Origin of the sequence: Microbacterium sp. LWS13-1.2, assembly GCF_040144835.1 — a bacterium.
Classification (GTDB): Bacteria; Actinomycetota; Actinomycetes; order Actinomycetales; family Microbacteriaceae; genus Microbacterium.
Map to the genome: position 1 here is coordinate 3,218,760 of NZ_CP151632.1, position 18,858 is coordinate 3,237,617.

Annotated in this window: 18 protein-coding genes; 8 read left to right on the forward strand and 10 right to left on the reverse strand. The window is 68.6% G+C overall.

The window, feature by feature from the left end; genetic code table 11:
* Positions 1-89: 89 nt before the first annotated feature.
* The gene (locus tag MRBLWS13_RS14835; protein ID WP_349426103.1) at positions 90-986 is read right to left on the reverse strand and encodes a LysR family transcriptional regulator; all 897 of its coding nucleotides are present in this window, start codon (positions 984-986) and stop codon (positions 90-92) included.
* A 127-nt stretch (positions 987-1,113) separates the two neighbouring features.
* Between MRBLWS13_RS14835 and MRBLWS13_RS14840 the strand changes: the two genes are divergently transcribed.
* From MRBLWS13_RS14840 to MRBLWS13_RS14870, 7 genes are all read left to right on the forward strand, one after another.
* Positions 1,114-1,971, forward strand: a complete 858-nt coding sequence (locus tag MRBLWS13_RS14840; RefSeq protein ID WP_349426104.1) for an aldo/keto reductase — start codon at positions 1,114-1,116, stop codon at positions 1,969-1,971.
* 77 nt (positions 1,972-2,048) lie between these two features.
* Positions 2,049-3,020 (forward strand): aldo/keto reductase, encoded by a 972-nt coding sequence (locus MRBLWS13_RS14845; protein WP_349429076.1) that lies wholly within the window; start codon positions 2,049-2,051, stop codon positions 3,018-3,020.
* 235 nt (positions 3,021-3,255) lie between these two features.
* The gene (locus MRBLWS13_RS14850) at positions 3,256-3,621 is read left to right on the forward strand and encodes a hypothetical protein (RefSeq protein ID WP_349426105.1); all 366 of its coding nucleotides are present in this window, start codon (positions 3,256-3,258) and stop codon (positions 3,619-3,621) included.
* A gap of 37 nt (positions 3,622-3,658) precedes the next feature.
* On the forward strand, positions 3,659-4,330 hold the full coding sequence (locus tag MRBLWS13_RS14855; RefSeq protein WP_349426106.1) for a DUF6544 family protein: 672 nt from the start codon (positions 3,659-3,661) through the stop codon (positions 4,328-4,330).
* Positions 4,331-4,506: 176 nt separating this feature from the next.
* Positions 4,507-5,478, forward strand: a complete 972-nt coding sequence (locus tag MRBLWS13_RS14860; RefSeq protein ID WP_349426107.1) for an alpha/beta fold hydrolase — start codon at positions 4,507-4,509, stop codon at positions 5,476-5,478.
* A 303-nt stretch (positions 5,479-5,781) separates the two neighbouring features.
* Positions 5,782-6,240 carry a GyrI-like domain-containing protein gene (locus tag MRBLWS13_RS14865; RefSeq protein WP_349426108.1) on the forward strand — a complete coding sequence of 153 codons (459 nt, stop codon included), beginning with the start codon at positions 5,782-5,784 and terminating at the stop codon, positions 6,238-6,240.
* 33 nt (positions 6,241-6,273) lie between these two features.
* The gene (locus MRBLWS13_RS14870; RefSeq protein ID WP_349426109.1) at positions 6,274-7,140 is read left to right on the forward strand and encodes a hypothetical protein; all 867 of its coding nucleotides are present in this window, start codon (positions 6,274-6,276) and stop codon (positions 7,138-7,140) included.
* 182 nt (positions 7,141-7,322) lie between these two features.
* On the opposite strand, the gene MRBLWS13_RS14875 is transcribed toward MRBLWS13_RS14870, so the two are convergent.
* The 9 genes from MRBLWS13_RS14875 to panD all read right to left on the reverse strand — a co-directional run bounded on the left by MRBLWS13_RS14875 (position 7,323) and on the right by panD (position 17,743).
* Positions 7,323-7,490: a MetS family NSS transporter small subunit gene (locus MRBLWS13_RS14875; protein ID WP_349426110.1), complete on the reverse strand. Its 168-nt coding sequence runs from the start codon at positions 7,488-7,490 to the stop codon at positions 7,323-7,325.
* Positions 7,487-9,064 carry a sodium-dependent transporter gene (locus MRBLWS13_RS14880; protein ID WP_349426111.1) on the reverse strand — a complete coding sequence of 526 codons (1,578 nt, stop codon included), beginning with the start codon at positions 9,062-9,064 and terminating at the stop codon, positions 7,487-7,489. The genes MRBLWS13_RS14875 and MRBLWS13_RS14880 overlap by 4 nt, the downstream gene beginning before the upstream one ends.
* Positions 9,065-9,419: 355 nt before the next feature.
* Positions 9,420-10,025, reverse strand: coding sequence for a GNAT family N-acetyltransferase (locus tag MRBLWS13_RS14885; protein ID WP_349426112.1), 606 nt, complete (start codon positions 10,023-10,025; stop codon positions 9,420-9,422).
* Positions 10,022-12,124, reverse strand: a complete 2,103-nt coding sequence (locus tag MRBLWS13_RS14890) for a penicillin acylase family protein (RefSeq protein ID WP_349426113.1) — start codon at positions 12,122-12,124, stop codon at positions 10,022-10,024. The genes MRBLWS13_RS14885 and MRBLWS13_RS14890 overlap by 4 nt, the downstream gene beginning before the upstream one ends.
* A gap of 4 nt (positions 12,125-12,128) precedes the next feature.
* Entirely contained in the window at positions 12,129-13,916 is a 1,788-nt protein-coding gene (locus MRBLWS13_RS14895; protein ID WP_349426114.1) for an IucA/IucC family siderophore biosynthesis protein, read from the reverse strand.
* Positions 13,913-14,467 carry a GNAT family N-acetyltransferase gene (locus MRBLWS13_RS14900; protein ID WP_349426115.1) on the reverse strand — a complete coding sequence of 185 codons (555 nt, stop codon included), beginning with the start codon at positions 14,465-14,467 and terminating at the stop codon, positions 13,913-13,915. The genes MRBLWS13_RS14895 and MRBLWS13_RS14900 overlap by 4 nt, the downstream gene beginning before the upstream one ends.
* Positions 14,468-14,475: 8 nt before the next feature.
* Positions 14,476-15,804, reverse strand: coding sequence for a SidA/IucD/PvdA family monooxygenase (locus MRBLWS13_RS14905; protein WP_349426116.1), 1,329 nt, complete (start codon positions 15,802-15,804; stop codon positions 14,476-14,478).
* The gene (locus tag MRBLWS13_RS14910; protein ID WP_349426117.1) at positions 15,801-17,345 is read right to left on the reverse strand and encodes a pyridoxal-dependent decarboxylase; all 1,545 of its coding nucleotides are present in this window, start codon (positions 17,343-17,345) and stop codon (positions 15,801-15,803) included. Before MRBLWS13_RS14910 ends, MRBLWS13_RS14905 begins: the two co-directional genes overlap by 4 nt.
* Before the next feature lie 11 nt (positions 17,346-17,356).
* Positions 17,357-17,743, reverse strand: a complete 387-nt coding sequence (panD, locus tag MRBLWS13_RS14915; protein ID WP_349426119.1) for an aspartate 1-decarboxylase — start codon at positions 17,741-17,743, stop codon at positions 17,357-17,359.
* A 233-nt stretch (positions 17,744-17,976) separates the two neighbouring features.
* On the opposite strand from panD, the gene MRBLWS13_RS14920 reads away from it, so the two are divergent.
* Positions 17,977-18,552 (forward strand): dihydrofolate reductase family protein, encoded by a 576-nt coding sequence (locus MRBLWS13_RS14920; protein ID WP_349426120.1) that lies wholly within the window; start codon positions 17,977-17,979, stop codon positions 18,550-18,552.
* Positions 18,553-18,858: the final 306 nt, after the last annotated feature.

The window sequence follows — 18,858 nt, forward strand, 5'->3', positions numbered from 1 at the left end:
TGTCAGTGATTCCGTGCCGGTCGTCCAATGCAGGTGGACCGCACGATCGATCTCGCGCTCACGATGGGCGGCTGGATCAGGACGCCTTGCTAGCGCGGCTCGAGGAGGCCGAGGAACTCGGTGGTGAGGTGAGACGTCCTCTCGGAGTGGGCGTAGGCGGCGCTCACCGTCCAGACGGGGTCACGCTGCTCAAGACTCAGCGTGTGGAGGTCCGCCGCGATCGTCTTCCGTGACACCGACTGCGGAACGACCGCCACACCGAGGCCTCGGTTGATCATGTCGACCAGAGCGTGGATGTCGCCGACCGTGAAGGCCACTCGCCTCGGGATTCTTCGTTTGGCGAAGATCTCGTCGGTGACGACCCTGATGGCCCAGGTGCTGTCGAGGTCGATGAAGGTGCGGTCCTGGAGGTCGTTCCACGCGACGGACTTCTGTGACGCGAGCGGATGCTCCGGTGGTGTGAGCAGTACGAGTGGCTCCGTTGCGAGCGTGACATGGTCCAGCCCCGTGAGCCGAAGTTGCGGGGCGGTCGTCTCGGAGGTGCCCGCCACGAAGGCGAGATCGATGTCGCCGCTTCGCATCCGCTTGAGAAGATCGCCGCTGCCCGCCTGCGTGAAGCTGATCTCCACCTCACGGTGCCTGCGGTGGAATCGCTCGACGATCTCAGGCACATTGACCGACCCGAGGCACTGCTCGGCGCCGACGCGCAACGCGCCGGCGAATTCCGCCGTCGTCGCGGCGACGGCGTCCCGGCCGGCGTTGGCCTCCGCGAGGAGATTGCGGGCATGAGGGAACAGCGCATGCCCCGCGGGTGTCAGTTCTACCCGCCGCGTCGTTCGGATGAACAGCTTCGCGTTGAGGTCGTCTTCCAGGCTCTTGATGGCTGCCGACAGCCCGGATTGCGACACCCGGGTGATCTCCGCTGCTCGCGTGAACTGATTCTCTTCGGCCAGCGCAACGAAGTACTCCATCTGCCTGAGATCCATATGTCGGCCATCCATTCATGATTGGCAGTTGTGAAATCGACAATATTCTTCTGTTGGACAGATGGCAAGGCTGCACCTAGCTTGAAAGCAGATCAACTGAATAGCTCATGATCAAGGAGATATGTAGATGAATCATCGCTTCATCGGAGACGTAGCGGTCGGCGCGATCGGTCTCGGCGGCATGCCGATGTCGATCGAGGGCCGGCCTGATGAAGCCCGCTCGATCGCGACGATCCACGCCGCGCTCGAGGTCGGCGTGACGCTCATCGACACCGCGGATGCGTACCACCGCGACGCCGACGAGGTCGGCCACAACGAGGTCCTCATCGCGAAGGCGCTTGGGACCTACGGGGGCGACACCAGCGATGTGCTGGTGGCGACGAAGGGCGGGCACCTGCGCCCCGGAGACGGCAGCTGGACGTTGGACGGTCGACCCGAATACATCAAGGGCGCGGCGAAAGCCTCCGCGACGCGGCTCGGCGTCGAAGCGATCGGCCTCTACCAGTTCCACCGACCCGACCCCCACGTCGACTACGCCGACTCGGTCGGTGCGCTGCGCGACCTGCTCGACGAAGGCGTCATCCGGATGGCCGGGATCTCCAACGCGAACGCCGACCAGATCCGGCTCGCGCAGGAGATCCTCGGCGGGCGCCTCGCCTCGGTTCAGAACCAGTTCTCACCGGCGTTCAGATCCAGCCAGGCAGAACTCGAGCTCTGCGCGGAACTGGGCATCGCGTTCCTGCCATGGAGTCCACTGGGAGGAATAGCCCGCGCCAGCACCCTGGGTGGGAAGGGCGCCGCGTTCGAACGGATCGGCGCGGAGCTCGGAGTCAGCGGGCAGCAGGTCTGCCTCGCCTGGGAGCTCGCGCTCGCGCCGGTCGTCATTCCGATCCCCGGCGCCTCGCGGCCCGCGAGCATCCAGGACTCCGCACGGGCCGTCGACATCACCCTCACCGACGATCAGATCAAGGAGCTCAACGCGTGAGCGCACCGCAGCAGTCAGCCGGCTATCGCACACTCGGCCGCAGCGGAGTCGCAGTCTTCGAGCAGGCCCTCGGGACGATGACCTTCGGTGCCGAGGCGGACGAGACGACGTCTCACGCCATCATCGACGCGTACGTGGACGGCGGCGGCAACTTCATCGACACCGCCGACGTCTACAGCGCCGGTCGCAGCGAGGAGATCATCGGCCGATGGCTCGCCGCGCACCCCGCCGAGGCAGCGCAGCTTGTCATCGCCACCAAGGGCCGGTTCCCGATGGGTGCCGGACCGAACGATCACGGGACCTCCCGACGGCACCTTCGGACTGCGCTCGAAGCTTCGCTGCGTCGCCTGGGGGTCGAGCACATCGACCTCTACCAGCTGCACGCCTGGGATGCGATCACCCCCCTCGACGAGACTCTGCGTTTCCTCGACGATGCGATCACGCAGGGGAAGATCGGGTACTACGGCTTCTCGAACTTCACGGGCTGGCAGCTCACCAAAGCGTCCCAGCTCGCGGAGCGGCACGGCTGGAACCTGCCGGTGACACTGCAGCCCCAGTACAGCCTTCTCGTGCGAGGCATCGAGCACGAGATCGTCCCCGCGGCTCTCGATGCCGGCATCGGCCTGCTGCCGTGGTCGCCGCTGGGCGGCGGCTGGCTCAGCGGCAAGTATCGACGTGACGTGTCCCCGACCGGCACGACGCGGCTCGGCGAGAACCCGGAGCGTGGCATGGAGGCGTGGCAGCAGCGCAACGCCGATCCCCGCACCTGGCAGATCATCGACACCCTCACCGGCATCGCGGAGGAGCGCGCCGCGTCGCCGTCGCAGGTCGCGCTGGCCTGGCTCGCCGCGCAGCCCGCGGTGACATCCGTGATCCTCGGCGCGCGGTCGGTCGAGCAGCTTCGCGACAACATGGGTGCGGTCACGCTCGAATTGGATGCCGCGGAGCTCGAGAGCCTGACCGCGGCCAGCGCGCCGCGTGCCGACGACTACCCGTACGGTGCGCCGGGCATCGCACAGCGTCACCGCAACATCGGGGGTGGCCGGTGAGCGGGATGACCATCGCCGTCACCGGCGGGTGAGCGTGCGGCCGGGTTCGTGCAGGTTGACCTGACGGACTACTGACGCTGGCCCCTGCGGAGGCGGAGCCCGGCGGGACCTTCGACCCTCACGCTGGAATCGCGGATGCGGTGGACTCGTCGAAGGAGGTGACAAGATGAACGACACTGCGACTTCGACCGGTTCATCCGGAACGCGGCGCCGGCACGACGTCTGGGATCGCCCGATGACCGCCGTCGCGGCGATCGTCATCGCCGCCGTGCTCGCGTCGCGGTTCGCCCCCGACTTGGTCACCGGCCGGGAGCACGAACACCTCCCGCTCGTGGCCCTCACCATCTGGCCCTGGGCCGCCGCTGCGATCGGGTACGTCCTGATGGCGGGTCGGCGAAGCCGGGCACGCGAGCTTGTCCTCGGGGTCATCTTCGTGTGGGCGGCAGCCGCGGTCCTGGCCATCGCTCTGCCCGCCATGGTGACGGGTACGGACCCCACCCGCATCCCGCTCGCCGCGCTCATCGTGCCGCCGTTCGCCGCCATTGCGACCGGGTTCTTGGCGATCGCGCACGTCCGCGCGGATGCAGCCCTCACCGATTGACGGTCGGGGAGAGGGGCCCGGGATGCGTCGCCGAGTGATGGTGGCCGCCACCGCGGTGCTGCTGCTGAGTGCTGCTGCGTACGGCCTCGTTTCTCGCGGCCCCTGGGTTTGCGCGGCGAGTACCCGGCGACGACTGTTCTTCATGGATGCGACCATGAGAGGACTGCCGGTCGACGTACTCCACGTCTACGACGGCGGCCACGCGACAATGCGGGCGAGAGTCTGTTCGCTCATCCCGGTGGTCGATGCCTCCGGCCCCGACATGAGCCGAGCTGAGCGTGTCACCGTGGTGAACGACATCTGCGTGCTGGCCCCGGGTGTGCTGCCGTTCGCGGACGCCGTCTGGGAGGAGGTGGATGCCCGCCGCGCCCGCGCCGTCTTCCGTATCGATGGGCAAGACGTACACGTCGAGCTGACGTTCGGCGAGGACGGCGCCCTGGTCGATTTCGTGTCCGACGATCGCCGTCGTGCAGATGACCGCGGCACGTCGTTCGCACGTCAACGCTGGTCGACCCCGATCTCGCGCACGGCTGAGCAGCACGGCTACATGCTCGCGAGCCATGGCGAAGCGCGTTGGCATGCCCCCGAGCCGGAGGGAGAATTCGCGTACCTCGAGTTCACGATCGACACCATCGACTACACCGCAGACCATCGCGCTGGTCAAAAGGTGACGACACGACCGGCCGGTCGTCGTGTGCCAACACCATGACGGCGTCGTCGGAGATCACGCCGCGACCTGTACTCGGCAGGCCGGGTCGACCGCCGACACGTTCGTTCGCCTCCTGCTCTCGACCTCGCCTGCTTTTCGCAATCGTCGCCACGCTGCTGGGTTGGATCGTGCTGTCGGTAGGACTCGGCATCGGTCTACCACGTGCGGGTAGCGGCGTGGCGGGCACGACGCTGGCGGTCGTCGCTCTGGTCGTCGGGGTGACCCTCGTCGCCATCGCCGGAACGCTGCTGTTCCACGCGGCTCGCGGCTGGGCGCGCCTGATCTTCGTTCCCTGGAGCCTGGCGATCCTCGCCGGGCTCTACAGTCTGTCGATTGCGCTGGCCGCGGTCTACCCGCCCCACGCATCGTCCGACGGCCCGCTGCCAGCCGATGCGACACGGGTCGAGATGACCTCCGCCGACGGCGAACGCTTGGCGGGCTGGTACCTCCCATCACGCAACGGCGCCGCCGTCGTGCTGCGCCACGGAGCCGGATCCACGACCGCAGATGTCAGGCAGCACGCGCGTCTGCTCAACGACGCCGGGTATGGCGTGCTGGCCACGGACGCCCGCGGTCATGGGAAGAGCGGCGGACTGGGCATGGATCTCGGCTGGTACGGCGAGCTCGACATCCAGGCGGCCGTCGATGTTCTGGCGGGTCGCACGGATGTCGACCCGGGGCGAATCGGGGTAGTCGGGCTCTCGATGGGCGGTGAGGAGGCCATCGGTGCCGCCGGAGTCGACCGACGGATCCGAGCGGTGGTGGCCGAGGGTGCGACGGGTCGCACGGCGGCGGACAAGGCATGGCTCGCCGACGAATACGGTGCGCTCGGGCTCGTGCAAGGCGTTCTCGACTCGGGGACGTACGGTTTCGTGGACCTGCTCACGCCTGCCGATCCGCCGGCGACGCTCGAGGAGTCGGTCCGCGATTCCGCGCCGACGGCGATGCTGCTTGTCGCGGCCGGAGACCGCCCCGACGAGGAGTCGGTCGCGGTGCGGCTCGCTTCACTCGCCCCCGCGCGTGTGAAGGTCTGGGTCGTTTCGGGCGCCGGCCACGTGGCAGGACTTCGCACGGATCCCGCCCGCTGGCGGGAGCACGTGATCATCGGCTTCCTGGATGTCGCCCTGGCAGTCGAATCGCAGCGGTGAAGTCCTCGTCCTGGTCCACGGCCGTGTCGGGGCAGCACCCGGGTGCCGCAGCGGAGTCATCGACTCCGAGGGGTTCTGCCGGCTCCTCGGGCGCGAGTCTCCGACGACACCCGCCATTCCGCCGAACGAATGAGTGGGACGGCGCAGCATGGCCGCCGGCGCCTGCTGCGCCACCTCGCAGACACTCACACGGCCGGCGGGGAAGAACTCCTCCCCGGCAATCGGCGGGGTCATCGCGCACCACTGTGCGTGGCGGGACGTTCGGCCTACGCGTCGCACAGTCTTGCGACGATCGTGTGCAGCATGATGAACATCAGGATCACTGAGCACCCCCAGCAAGCGACGGCAGCCGTGCGGGAGAAGGTGCCGATGGCTGAATTGACCGAGTTCTTCTCTCGGGCGTTCCAGGACACCATGACAGCGCTCGAAGATCAGGGCCTGCACCCGACGGGAGCGCCATTCGGCAAGTACTACGGTCGTCCGAATGCGATGGTGGACGTCGAAGCCGGCTTCCCCGTCGGGACGGCCATCACCCCCGCTGGCAGCGTGCTGCCAGGCAGTCTGCCAGGCGGAAGAGTCGTGGAAGCGATGCACATCGGACCGTACGACACGATGGAGAGCACGTACTCCGCGGTCGAGCGCTATTTCGCCGATGCGAAGCTCACCCCCGGCGCCGTGATGTGGGAAAGCTACCTCACTGATCCCGAGGCCGAACCGGACCCCGCGAAGTGGCACACACAGATCTGCTGGCCGATCGACTGATCAGCGACCGCCGGCTTGTCCACGGAGATGGCTATGGCGGAGACGCAGCGATACGGGTCTGACATCGACGTGATCCTGGCACGGCGCCACGACAACGGCGCGGACTATTGGGCCACTCCTGACGGCCGGATCAGCAAAGGAAGTCCCTTCACGACCCTCGATTGCGCGTTGATGCTCGCCGACCTGGGCATGGACCCGGCTGAACCGGTGCTGCAGGGAACCGCCGACCTCATCTTGAGCACGGTGCGGCCGGACGGGCGGATCCGAGTCTCGCCACAAGGCGCGATCTATCCCTGCCACACCATCAACGCCCTGCGGGCACTCTGCCATCTGGGGTTCGCCGCAGATACGAGGCTTGCAAAGACCCTCGACCAACTGATGCAGATAGAACACGGCGACGGCGGCTGGCGGTGCCAGAAGTTCAGCTACGGGAGAGGCCCGGAGACGCAGTTCTCCAATCCCGGCCCCACGCTGGCCGCTCTGGATGCCTTCCGGCTGACGGGCCTCCGTCGGGACTCCGAGCCCCTCGGCCATGCGGTCGAATTCCTCCTGGAGCACTGGGTCACGCGCGTACCGCTCGGCCCCTGCCACTTCGGCATCGGCACCCTCTTCATGCAGGTCACGTACCCCTTCGCCAGCTACAACCTCTTCTTTTACGTCTACGCCCTCTCGTTCTACGAGAGGGCCAGGGGAGACCCGAGATTTCTCGAAGCGCTGGAGGCACTTGAGTCCACCATGGCAGGCGGCGAAGTCGTCGTGCAGCGGCGTCATCCCAGGCTGGCAGCGCTTTCCTTCTGCAGGGTGGGGGAACCCAGCGCTTTGGCGACCGAACGATATCGCGAGATACGGCGGAACCTCGACGGGCCGTTAGCCCCGCGCCTGCCATCGTTGGGGGCTTGACCTGTGTACGCGGGTCGCGCCTGCGCAACCGATTCGGACATGGTGCGACGAGCTGCGTCGTCATCATCAGGCTGTAGCAGTCCTTCGCGCGCTCGCTGTGCATGAAGGTTCCCGCGCTCCGTCCGGGCTCCGCATGGCGAGCTCGTTGCGCTCCTCGGGAGGGACAGGGCCGCAGACTCGAATCAGGTGTCGCGGATGCTCGGTGCGTCGTCTTCTCGGTGATCGTCGTCTCCGCCGGCGGGGTAGGCGCCCAATTCCGGGCGCGATCGCAGGAACAGGATGCTGGCGATCAGCCCACCCCAGACCAGAACGAGGGCGAGCAGCAGGAAGGCGATCGCGATGCCGGTCATGAGCGCCCCTCCTTGGTGAGCACAGCGTACTCGGGCCATGCGGTGAAGTCGTCCGGGTCGCGTTTCCACCGCAGCATCGTGAAGGCGACCGCTGCGACGATGATGAAGGCGATCGTTCCCCAGCCCACGAGCCCGAGGTACCACGCTGGGAGGTCGGCATAGCCGTCGACGATCAGTGTGATGGTCCGGGAGATGAGCATGTAGCCGAGCACCACGGGTGCGAGGATGCCGACGAGGAAGATCCACACCTTGCCCACGCGGAAGGTCGAGACGGCATTGAGATGGAACCGCAGCTCGCCGCCCTTTCGCAACACCCAGACCACCAACACGGTCGACAGAACAGCTGAGGCGACGATGCCGATGTTGTTCGCCCACTGATCCGCGGTATCGAGGGCCAGCAGGCCGGTCGTCGTCGAGAAGATGAGGATCGACAGGATGGCGGACACTCCGCCGACGCGCACGGCCGCCTGGCGGGGTGACAGGCCGAACTTCTCCTGGAACGCCGCGGAGACGACCTGCAGCACCGACAGCAGAGACGTGAAGCCGGCCATCGTGAGGGAGCCGAAGAACAGCACCCCGAAGATCGGTCCGCCGGGCATCTGCGAGACGATCGCGGGGAAGGTGATGAACGACAGCCCGACGCCCGTGAGCCCATCCAGCTCGCTCACCGCCACGCCCTGCTGGAACGCGAAGAAGCCGAGGGTCGCGAAGACTCCGATTCCCGCGAGGATCTCGAACGATGAGTTCGCGAACGCCACCACGAGCCCCGGCGCCGTCAGATTGGCCTTGCGCTTACGGTACGACGCGTAGGTGATCATGATCCCGAAGGCGATCGACAGCGAGAAGAAGATCTGACTGTAGGCGGCGATCCAGACGTTCGGATCGCCCAGCGCTTCCCAGTTCGGCGTGAACAGTGCGTTGAGTCCCTCGGCTGCGCCGTCGAGGAAGAGCGCACGGACGACCAGCACCGCGAACGCAACCACCAGAAGCGGAAGGAAGATCACATTCGCCCGCTGAACTCCCTTGGCCACACCGGCGGCGAGGACTGCGATGATCACGATCCAGACGATCGCGAGCGGGATCAGCACGCCGGGCACGAATTCGAGGGAGAGCCCGGGATCGCCGACCTGCAGGTACTCGCCGGTGAGGAACGCGGCGGGGTCCTCGCCCCAGCGCAGGTCGAATGAGAAGACGAAGTAGCTCAGCGCCCAGGCGATGACGACCGTGTAGTACAGGCCGATCACGAACGCGATCGCCACCTGGAACCATCCGAGTCCCTCGAGCCATCGGCCTGACCTGGGCCCGCCCAGACGGCGGAACGCGGTGGGTGCGGATCCGCGGAAGCGATGGCCGATCGCATAGTCGAGGAACAGGATCGGGATGCCGGCTGTGATCAGGGCCACAAGGTAAGGGATGAGGAACGCGCCCCCGCCGTTCTCGTACGCGACACCCGGGAAGCGCCAGATATTGCCCAGACCGACCGCGGAGCCGATGGCGGCGAGAATGAACCCGACCTGCCCTGTCCACTGCTCCCGGGGCGGTGCTGCGGCCTGCGGTGCGGGTGCTGCGGACATGGGATCTCCTCGACATCCGGCCCGGTACGACGGTCGTCGCGCCGGTCGATACGCCTCAGGCTAGACAAGAAAGCACGCGTACCCAAGGGTCGACGCGCGTGCCCGTATCCAGCGGGTCCCGGGCAGTCCGGGTGCCCACCGGTGTGGTTCGGCGACGGGAAGACTGTGCCACGTCTGGAACGCGAGCTCGGCCGCGCCCTCGGCATCCGCGGCTTGGCCCATCGCGATCAATGCGGCGTGGCGTTCGCGCGAGGTGAATCGGTCGATCGACACGAAGCGCAGGAACTCGGCCCGCCGCACGACGGGCTCGAACTGTTCGAGCGCGCGTCGGCTGTGGTGTCCAGGGACGCAGACCTCACATGGGGTGCGCCGATTCTCTCCACTCCTCACGTGTGAGGAACGCGAGTCGCCCAGACTTCCCCGGCAGCTCGACGCGCGGTCCGAGGGTGAATCCGAAGAGGCCGGCGCGCGCGAGCGCGCGGTCGTTGTCGACGTCCGGCTCGATCACGATCCGCTCCGCACCCGGCTGCGAGAACAGGAAGCCTGCGATCGCGTGCGCGACGCGAGTGGTGAACCGAGTCGCGGGCGCGCCGCGGTCGCCGAGGAGGAAGTGGATGCCGACATCGCCGGGTTGCACCTCGTAGACCTCGCCGACCGGGTCGTTCTCAGGCTCGTAGGTCTGCAGAAGCACGATCGGGAGGCCGTCGCGTCGGATCAGGAACGCGTGGTGGGTCGTCAATCCGTCGACGTAGGCGTACAGGTCGCGGAGCTCTTCGGGAGTCAGGTCGCCGAGGCCCCAGAAGCGGGCGGAGGGAGCGGTCACCCAGCGGTGGATGACCTCGAGGTCGCCGACGGGGTCGAGCACTGACACCTCGAGTCGGCCGAGCCCGGGCACGTCGGCGGCGTGCACGAGGGCGCCGGGGACCCCGGTCGCGAGACGTGCGGTGGATGTCGTCGTCATGCTGCTCCGGTCGGGGTATCGGCGCGCAGGCGCGTCCAGTCGGTGAGGACGCGCACAGGACGGACGTCCGTCCAGGCCGCCAGTTGGTCGGCGAAGTGCGGGGAAGCGGGGTCGCCTGCCGCGCCGAACGGGACGGACCACCGGCTGTTCTCGCGGTCGGCGAGATCCCACGCCCACCGTGCGACCGATCCCCGCCAGGCCCGGTCGGTTACCCCTGGGGTCGAACCCGTGCAGCGCACCGTGTCGCCGTCTCCCGAGAGCGGAACGTCGAGGCCGGCGCCGGGATCCGCGGCGCCGGGCACCTCCGCGAGGACGTGCAGCGGGAGGAGGCGATGCGTCGTCCCCCAGCCCGCCGCGTCTGCGGCGTCGTCGAGCGCCGCGGCGACCAGGGCGGGGGCGTCGTCGCGCAGGGCAGGATGTTCCAGGAGCCGTGCGAGCGCGGCGGCGACCTGACCGGTGACGCCGAGCCACGGGTCGAACACCGCGCCGAATCCGTGGGGCCTGTGCAGCGCGCGCAGCGCGGGGTGCGCAGCCACTCGCCGCACGAGGGCGGCCCGCCAGGCGGCGAACGTGCCGGCGGCAGCGGATGCGGCATCCATCCGCCCGTCCCAGGCGGTGAGCCGATCGCGCGCCGCAGCCGCGCGCGACGGCAGCGCACCCGACGGCAGCATGGCGAGCAGCGCCGCCATGGATCCGCCGGCCGTGTCGCCCCAGATCGGCAGGAATCCGTCGACGGAGCTCGGCCGGAGATCGTCGAGCAGGAGGCGGATGCGGTCGGCTCTGTGAGACGACGGGTATGCCCAGCCGAGGTCGATCGCTGCGTCCGCGGGACGTTCGTTCGCGTCCACGGCGACGTCGGCTACGGCGCGGGGCGAGGCCCCGGCGTGGTCGTCGGTCGGGAGCGTCGTGCCGGCGTCGAGCGGAAGCCGGCGCTCATCGCGGGTGCGTTCGGGCGTCGTGCCGAGGGTGGCCGACAGCACGGTGCCGTGCCGGTCCGCGGCGAGCACCCGGTTGACCGGATCGACCCAGCCGGAGAACGCTGCCACCACGTCTTCGGCGGTTCGTGCGCGCAGCAGGCCGAGGAGCGCGCCGGCGCCGAGGTCGGCGTTCGCGCGTGCGGGCATGCGGACGCTCCACCCGACCAGTTCTTCGCCGTCGGGTCGCAGGTCGGTCACCACGGTGCCGCGTTCGGTCTCGAGCGCCTCGACCTCGACGGCGCGCCCGCCGCGCACGCGCACGACGGTGCGTTCGACGTCGACCGGGCGCCAGCCGTCGGGGCCGAGCGCCTCGTATCCGCCGGCCATGGGTCGCAGACGCTCGCGGAAGACGTCGACCGAGTGCGCGATGGCGTTGGTCACGCCCCACGCCGCGTCGCCGGTGTGGCCGAAGTGCGCGATGCCGGGCACCCCGGGGAACGCGAGCCCGACGACGTCGAACTCGTCGCACGCCAGCCGCACCTGCTGGTAGACGCCGGGGAGTTCAAGGATGCGGTGCGGGTCGCCGGCGAGCAGCGGCATCCCGCTGTCGGTGCGCGAGCCGTGCAGCGCCCACGCATTGCTGCCCGACGAGGGCAGGGTCTCGTCGCCGCCGTCGCCGTAGCCCGCGAACACGTCGACCCACGCGTCGCCCAGGGTGTCGGCGACGTGCTGCCGCCACAGCAGCAGCGGAAACGTGGAGAACAGGGCATGCGCGACGTGGAGCACGCCGAGCGGGTCATGGTCGGCCCACGGCTCGAGCGGTCGCGCGTCTCCGAAGATCCCGTCGAGCGTGCGGAACTCGGCTGCGTCCCGACCGGCCTCGGTCATCCCGCGCCGGACCCCTGCGGCGTAGCGGGTCACGAAGGCGCGGGTCTCGGCATCCGTCCCCGCCAGCGCTTTGCGCGCGGTGTCATCGAGCCGCGCGCGGCGTGCGAACACGTCCCACGCGAGTCCTGCCTCGCCGATCAGCTCCGACAGCCGGCCCGCTGCGCGCAGCCGGTCGACCTCGATCTGCCAGCCGCGGTCGCGGGCCGTGACCTCTCCCTGCGCTTCGGCGAGTGCCCCGGCATCCGTCGCGCGGATGTGGGGGATGCCGAGGTCGTCGCGATACACCTCCGCCATGCAGTCAGACTTCCAGAAGCTCACGCGCGGCCGCGGTCGGCGCACCCGATCGCGCGATCGGGTTCGTCAGGGTTCCGGCGTACATCAGCGAGGCCGACTGATCGGCGAGGTCCACCATCTGCAGCGTGTTGCGCAGCTGCAGGCGGTTCAGGCAGGAGTGCGCGAACACGTCGGCGCGCAGATCGACGCGGGACTCGAGATCGGGATGCTGCCCCGCGTGCTCGTCGATGATGTCGGCGGCGATCCGCCAGAACTCGGCCTCCGGCAGCGTGCCGTCGACGTGCAGGATACCGGCGAGGTGGCGCAGGACCCCGTCGAAGACGTCGGTGAAGATCGCGAGCGCCTTCTCGTCGTCGTCGACGGGTGCCACGATGCGGCGGACGTCGTCGGGTACGGCGCGATCGGCGAGCAGCGCGACCTCCTCGCCGATGTCCTTCATGAACACCCCGGTGGGCACGTGACCCTCGAGGATCAGGATGAGGTTCTCACCGTGCGGCATGAACGCGAGGTCGTGGGCGAGCAGGGAGTGCGCGAGCGGGCGCAGGTACACGCGCAGGTACGCCCGCACCCACTGCGCCGCCGGGATGCCCGACGCGCGCACGAGGGAAGTGGCGAAGGAGCGACCGGACGCGTCGCGGTGCAGCAGCGATGCCATGGTGGCGAGACGCTCGCCAGGAGTGATGAGGGGAATCGGGCTCTCGCGCCAGAGCGCCGCGAGCATCTTGCGGTGCGCTGACGGCGTCGGAGTGCGGTGGTACGCGTCGCCGGTGTAGCCGATCGACGCGCGCTCCCGCAGCACGCGGAAGCCGGACTCCCGGAGCGTGGCGTCGCCGGCGACGAGGTCGGCGACCCAGTCGTTGATGGCGGGTGTGACGCGCATGTACGCGGGAGACAGGCCGCGGAGGAAGCCCATGTTCTGCACCGCGAGGGCCGTCTTGACGTAGTGGCGGTCGGGGTGGGTGGTGTTGAACATGGTGCGCACCGACTGCTGGGCGCGGTACTCGTCGGCACTCTCGCCGATGAGGACGAGATCCCGGCGGGCGATGTCGGGAGCGAACGTGATCGAGATCCGGTTCTCCCACTGCCACGGGTGCACGGGGAGCAGGTGGTACCCGTCGGGATCTTCGCCGATCTCCGCGAGGCGTGCTGCGAACCGGGCGCGCTCTGCGGGCGAGAGCTCCTGGCAGAAGAGGGATGTCTCGTCGAGGCCGGCGCCGAGCGCGAGGTGCGAGAGCGACCGGCGGGCGGCGAGCCACACCAGCCGGAACGGGCGGCCGGACTCGGGGGCGTACGCGGCGTGGTCGGACACGCCGAACCCGATGCGCCCGTTGTTGGCGACGAAGCCGGGGTGGCCCTCCGTCATGGCGGTCTCGATGGTCTGGAAGTCCGCCGTGGTGAGCTCGTCGGCGGACGGCCCGCCCCGCGCGATCTTGAACGCGGCGCCGGCGAGCGTCGATGCGATCTCCTCGAGGTAGATCGGCAGCAGTTGGTCGGAGAGGCCGAGCAGCGGCTGCAGCTCGAGGATGAGCGCCTGGGCGTCGAGTTCGGCCGGTTCGCCGTCGACGAGACGGCGCAGGCTCGCCTCGTCGACGATCCAATGCTCGAGCTCGGTGCGGACGGCCTGGAACCGGTACTCGACGTCGGCGTGCGGCACGACGAGTCGCCAGCCCCCGACGATCGAGTCGGGGCTGAGCAGGCGTTCGTGGCTGAACTCGACGATCGCCTTCGCGACGAGGTGGCGCTGGGCCCGGGCGAGCGCCACGGGGGAGAGGTGCAGGGCGGGGGAGATCATGGGAGTGCCTTTCCGGTGGCGGCCAGTTCTGAACGGCGGTAGTCGTCGCGCGTGCACACCGACAGCACGGCCGCCTTGCGGTAGGCGCCGTCCTCGATCGTCACGTGGCGCAGTTCGGTGAATCCGGCACGCACGTTCTTGCGGCGGATCAGGTGGTTGCGGGAGTCCGGTTCGACGACGACGCGCTCTGCGCCGAGTTCGTCGAAGCACCATGCCATGACGGCGGCGAACACCGCGTCGGTCAAGCCGTGCCGGGGGTGGTCGCCGGGCGGCGCGATGAGCACATGCATCCCCAGATCGCCGGGGACCGTGTCATGGATGCCGCTCAGCAGCACGTGCGCCGGGTCGTACGTCTCGGCGAAGAACGTCGGCGCGCCGTCCACCAGCCCAAGCCAGGCATCCTGGTACGGGTCGGTCACCACGCTCGCGAGATAGTCGCAGACGGCGTCGACGTCGTGACCGCCCATCTCCCAGAACGCGGCGTGCGGGTCGGCGAGCCACCGATGCAGCACGGATGCGTCCCGGCGCGGGTCGGCGGCGACGAGCGACACGGACGCCATCATCGTGTCACCCCGGATCCCGCGCTCGCCGTCTCGAACGCGTCGGCGGGGACACCGAAGTCCTGGAAGGCGATGCGGCGTTCGATCGGATAGACCTCGCGGCCGATGATCGACGCGAGGATCGACGAATTGCGCCACGCCCCGAAACCGAGGTCGGGTGCCGTGAGGCCGTGGGTGTGCTCCTCGCCGTTCTGCACGAACACCCGGCCGCGGCCGCCGTCGACGCTGTAGTCGCGGGCGACCGCGAGACGCCCGAGAGCGTCGTGGTCGAGGCGCTCGGCCACGGGGGAGAGGAACGGCGGCGTCTCTGCGGCATAGCCGGTGGCGAGCACGAGGGAGGCCGTCTCGCGTTCGTGCTCGCGGTCGAGCTGTCCGTGGCGTAGGCGCAGACGGTAGCGATCGCCGTCCCACTCGGCCGACGTCACCTCCGTGTCGGTCAGGAGCGTGGTCGGCACTGGGCCGTCGGCGCTGAGGCGGTAGAGGGTGTCGTAGATGTCGTCGATGAGCTCGCCCGAGATGCCCTTGTAGAGGCTGCGCTGCTCACGGCCGAGGTGCTGACGGATGTCGAGCGGGAGGGCGTGGAAATGATCGGTGTACTCCGGCGAGGTCATCTCCAGCGTCAGCTTGGTGTACTCCATCGGGAAGAACCGCGGCGAACGGGTGATCCAGTCCAGCCGGTACCCGCCCTCGCGCACGCCGTCCAGCAGGTCGCGGTAGATCTCCGCGGCCGACTGCCCGCTGCCGACCACCGTGATCGAGTCCGACGCGCGCAGCTCGTCGCGGCGGTCGACGTACTCCGAACTGTGGATCGCGGGGCCGTCGATGCCGCGCAGCGGCGGCGGGATGGTCGGCCGGGTGCCGACACCGAGCACCACGTGGCGCGCCCGCAGCTCGCTCTGCTCGCCGGTGTCGGTGCGCATGGCGCGGACGACGTAGACGTCGTCGTCGTCGAGGTCATGCTCGATGGCGACGACCTCGTGATTCCAGCGCAGGTTCGGCAGCCGATCCGCGGCCCATCGGCAGTATGCGTCGTACTCGGCGCGCAGCGCATAGAAGCTCTCGCGGATGTAGAACGGGTACAGCCGGCCGGTGTGCTTGAGCCAGTTGACGAAGGAGAACTCCGACGTCGGGTCGGCCATCGTGACGAGGTCCGCGAGGAACGGCACCTGGATGGTCGCGCCTTCGATCATCATGCCGTGGTGCCACCGGAACCCATCGCTGCGGTCGAGGAACACCGCGTCGAGCTCCGTGGGCCGGGCGAGGCAGGCCAGCCCGAGGTTGAAGGGCCCGATCCCGACCCCGACGACGTCGTGCACGTGCCCGGTCATGCGTTCGCCTCCGCATCGGCGAGAAGCTCGTCGAACTCCGGGGCGATCCCCGCGAGCGTGGTCGCGGCATCCTTCACCATCTCGAGGACCCCGCGGATGTCGTCGACCGTGGTCTCGGGGTTCAGCAGGGTGAGCTTCAGGCAGGGGCGGCCGTCGATCACCGTCTTGGCGACGAGCGCGCGCCCCGACTCGAACAGGACCCGCCGGACACCCGCCACCAGGGCGTCCTGCCTCGCGGCATCCGCTCCGGCCGGCCGGACACGGAACAGCACCGTGCTCAGCTGCGTCCGGCCGACGAGTTCCAGCTCGGGATCGGCCGCGACCTCGTCGCTCACCTGCCGCGCGAGGTCGATGACGGTGTCGAACATCTCGCCCAGACGCTCCGCGCCGACGGCGCGCAGCGTCACCCACAGCTTCAGCGCGTCGAAGCGGCGCGTCGTCTGCAGTGACACATCGACCTGGTTCGGCTCCTCGTTCTCGAGCGGATTGAGATAGTCGGCATGCCACGCGCCCGCCGAGAGGTCTCGCGGTTCGCGCACCAGCAGCGCGCTCGACGACACCGGCTGGAAGAAGCTCTTGTGGAAGTCGACGGTGACCGATCGGGCCCGCTCGATCCCGGCGAGGAGGTGCCGGCGGCGCGGTGAGACGAGGAGCCCGCATCCGTACGCCGCATCGACGTGCAGCCATGTGCCGCCGGCGTCGCACACGTCCGCGATCGGTGCGAGCGGGTCGATGACACCGCGGTCGGTGGTACCGGCGGTCGCGACGACCGCCATCGGAAGGCGACCGGATGCCTCGGCCTCGCGCAGCGCGATAGCCAGGGCCGCGGCATCCATGCGTCCCTCGCCGTCGTCGGCCACGGCGATCACCGCGTCTTCGCTCAAGCCGAGAAGCAGGGCCGACTTGCCCACGCTGAAGTGGCTCGACGCCGTCGCGAAAACGACCAGACGCGCAAGCGCCCGCGGACGCGCGAGCTCCGTCCGCGCGAGCGCGGCTTCGCGAGCGAGGAGGAGGGCATGGAGGTTCGACTGCGTGCCACCCGAGGTGAACACCCCGCTGCCGTGCGGGAACCCGATGCGGTCTGAGGTCCATGTCAGCAGGCGGCGTTCCATGAGGGTGCCGACGGTGGACTGGTCGTAGGTGTCGACCGAGGTGTTCACAGCCGCGAGGACGGTCTCGGCGGCCACCGCAGGCAGCGCGACCGGGCAGTTGAGGTGCGCCGCATAGGACGGGTGATGGAACCAGACGGCGTGCTCGAGGAACAGCTGATCGATCTCGCGGATGGCGCCGGCCGTCCCGATGCCGTCGGCGTCGAGCGCGACGCCGTCGACGAGTTCCTGCAGATCCGAGCGCGCCGCGCCGGAGAACGGCTGGGTCACCGTCTCGAAGCGCGTCGCCACTCGGGACGAGGTCTGAGCGACGAGCGAACGATAGAGGTCGGCAGTGGGGCGTGTCAGCAACTCGTGCACCAGCACTCCTTCGGTTAGGTTTGGCTTACCTAACTTGTACGATCCTGGTGAGGGTGTCAACTCGGACGTCATCGTCCGGTTCGCTACCCCGCGGTCGTCAGCACGCGGACAGCCGTATTGGCGGCGGCGCCATCCCGCTCCTCGCCGAGGTCTACGACGATCGGGCGATGGCGCGTCAGCTCTTCACGCTCGTACTGGCCGTACGACATCACGATGACGATGTCCCCGGTGTGCACGAGGCGTGCCGCCGCGCCGTTGATCTGCACCACCCCCGAGCCTCGCTCGCCCGCGATCGTGTAGGTCTCGAAGCGGGCTCCGTTGTTCACGTCCACCACGTGGACCTGTTCGTTCTCGAGGATGTCGGCGAGTGCGAGGAGATCGGCGTCGATGGTGATGGAACCGACGTAGTTGAGGTCGCTGCCGGTCACGGTCGCCCGGTGCAGCTTGGATTTGAGCATCGTTCGAAGCACTGACGTCCGTCCCATTCGACGCGATTAATGGACTGCATCCAAGAATAAGGGACGCGGGAGTGGCCGCGGGACACAGCGAGCCGTCAGAGCGGGCTCGGTCGTCTGGAGGAGCCTCGTGACCGCATCGGACGAGCTCGGGGAGCGTCACATGTGCACTATCCCGAACACTCATGTTCGGTTTAGTATCGACGTGAGACGAGCGATGAATCGGTTCCGAAAGTGAGGGCAGTGCGATGTCAACGTTGATGGTGGACTACATCATTTCGCTCGACGGCTATGGTGCCGCCGAGGGCTGGCCCGGCTTCTGGGGTATGGAAGGACCCGAGTACCTTGACTGGCTGGGGGAGGACGGTCAGCAGGAGATCATTCACCTCATGGGCGCGACGACCTACCGGCTGATGGCGGAGTTCGCGGGTCAGAACGACGATCCCGGTTCCGTGGCGCTGAACAATGCGCGCAAGGTGGTGTTCTCCTCCACGCTCATCGAGCCACTGTCGTGGCCCAACTCCGAACTGGTCCGTGGCGACGCGATCGCCGCCGTCAGAGAGATGAAGGACGTCGAGTCCGCCGGGCTGCATACGCTCGGCAGTCTCAGCCTGAGCCGGTCGCTGATCGCTGCCGGGCTCGTAGACCGCTTCCGCGTCGTCGTGTTCCCCGTGATCACCGGGAAGACCGGGAAGGAGCGCATCTTCGACGGCTATCCGGACCTGTCCCTCGAACTCGTGCAGAGCCGTACCTTCGACGGCCAGATCCAACTGCTGGAGTACATTCCCACCGTCCTGGACGCACCTCCCGGGGCCGGTGCCTGATGGCATTTTTCTCGGTGACCTCGCTGTCTCGGTGGAGGGCTTCGCGACCGGACTGAACCAGCGCTGAAAGGCGCGCCTCGGCGACGTCGACGAGGAGCTGAGCCGGCATACAGCCCGCAGCGTTCCGGGGGGACGAACGCTCCTGCCTCCTGGAGGCGAGCACCGATCTTGCGGGAGCGGTCGACATCCTCCCTGAGGGGGATGTCGCGAAGCGGACCAGTGCGCGGACGCCTGCGGCAAGGGAGTCGATGTGGAGGCGGCGCGGTTCGACCGTGGTCCGAACGGCGACGGTGATCCTACTCTCTT

Bases quoted from the DNA above. Each gene is read 5' to 3' on its own strand.
- MRBLWS13_RS14835 (WP_349426103.1), bottom strand. From the start codon at position 986: ATGGATCTCAGGCAGATGGAGTACTTCGTTGCGCTGGCCGAAGAGAAT.
- MRBLWS13_RS14840 (WP_349426104.1), top strand. From the start codon at position 1,114: ATGAATCATCGCTTCATCGGAGACGTAGCGGTCGGCGCGATCGGTCTC.
- MRBLWS13_RS14845 (WP_349429076.1), top strand. From the start codon at position 2,049: ATGACCTTCGGTGCCGAGGCGGACGAGACGACGTCTCACGCCATCATC.
- MRBLWS13_RS14850 (WP_349426105.1), top strand. From the start codon at position 3,256: ATGACCGCCGTCGCGGCGATCGTCATCGCCGCCGTGCTCGCGTCGCGG.
- MRBLWS13_RS14855 (WP_349426106.1), top strand. From the start codon at position 3,659: ATGGTGGCCGCCACCGCGGTGCTGCTGCTGAGTGCTGCTGCGTACGGC.
- MRBLWS13_RS14865 (WP_349426108.1), top strand. From the start codon at position 5,782: ATGATGAACATCAGGATCACTGAGCACCCCCAGCAAGCGACGGCAGCC.
- MRBLWS13_RS14870 (WP_349426109.1), top strand. From the start codon at position 6,274: ATGGCGGAGACGCAGCGATACGGGTCTGACATCGACGTGATCCTGGCA.
- MRBLWS13_RS14875 (WP_349426110.1), bottom strand. From the start codon at position 7,490: ATGACCGGCATCGCGATCGCCTTCCTGCTGCTCGCCCTCGTTCTGGTC.
- MRBLWS13_RS14880 (WP_349426111.1), bottom strand. From the start codon at position 9,064: ATGTCCGCAGCACCCGCACCGCAGGCCGCAGCACCGCCCCGGGAGCAG.
- MRBLWS13_RS14885 (WP_349426112.1), bottom strand. From the start codon at position 10,025: ATGACGACGACATCCACCGCACGTCTCGCGACCGGGGTCCCCGGCGCC.
- MRBLWS13_RS14890 (WP_349426113.1), bottom strand. From the start codon at position 12,124: ATGGCGGAGGTGTATCGCGACGACCTCGGCATCCCCCACATCCGCGCG.
- MRBLWS13_RS14895 (WP_349426114.1), bottom strand. From the start codon at position 13,916: ATGATCTCCCCCGCCCTGCACCTCTCCCCCGTGGCGCTCGCCCGGGCC.
- MRBLWS13_RS14905 (WP_349426116.1), bottom strand. From the start codon at position 15,804: ATGACCGGGCACGTGCACGACGTCGTCGGGGTCGGGATCGGGCCCTTC.
- MRBLWS13_RS14910 (WP_349426117.1), bottom strand. From the start codon at position 17,345: ATGACGTCCGAGTTGACACCCTCACCAGGATCGTACAAGTTAGGTAAG.
- MRBLWS13_RS14920 (WP_349426120.1), top strand. From the start codon at position 17,977: ATGTCAACGTTGATGGTGGACTACATCATTTCGCTCGACGGCTATGGT.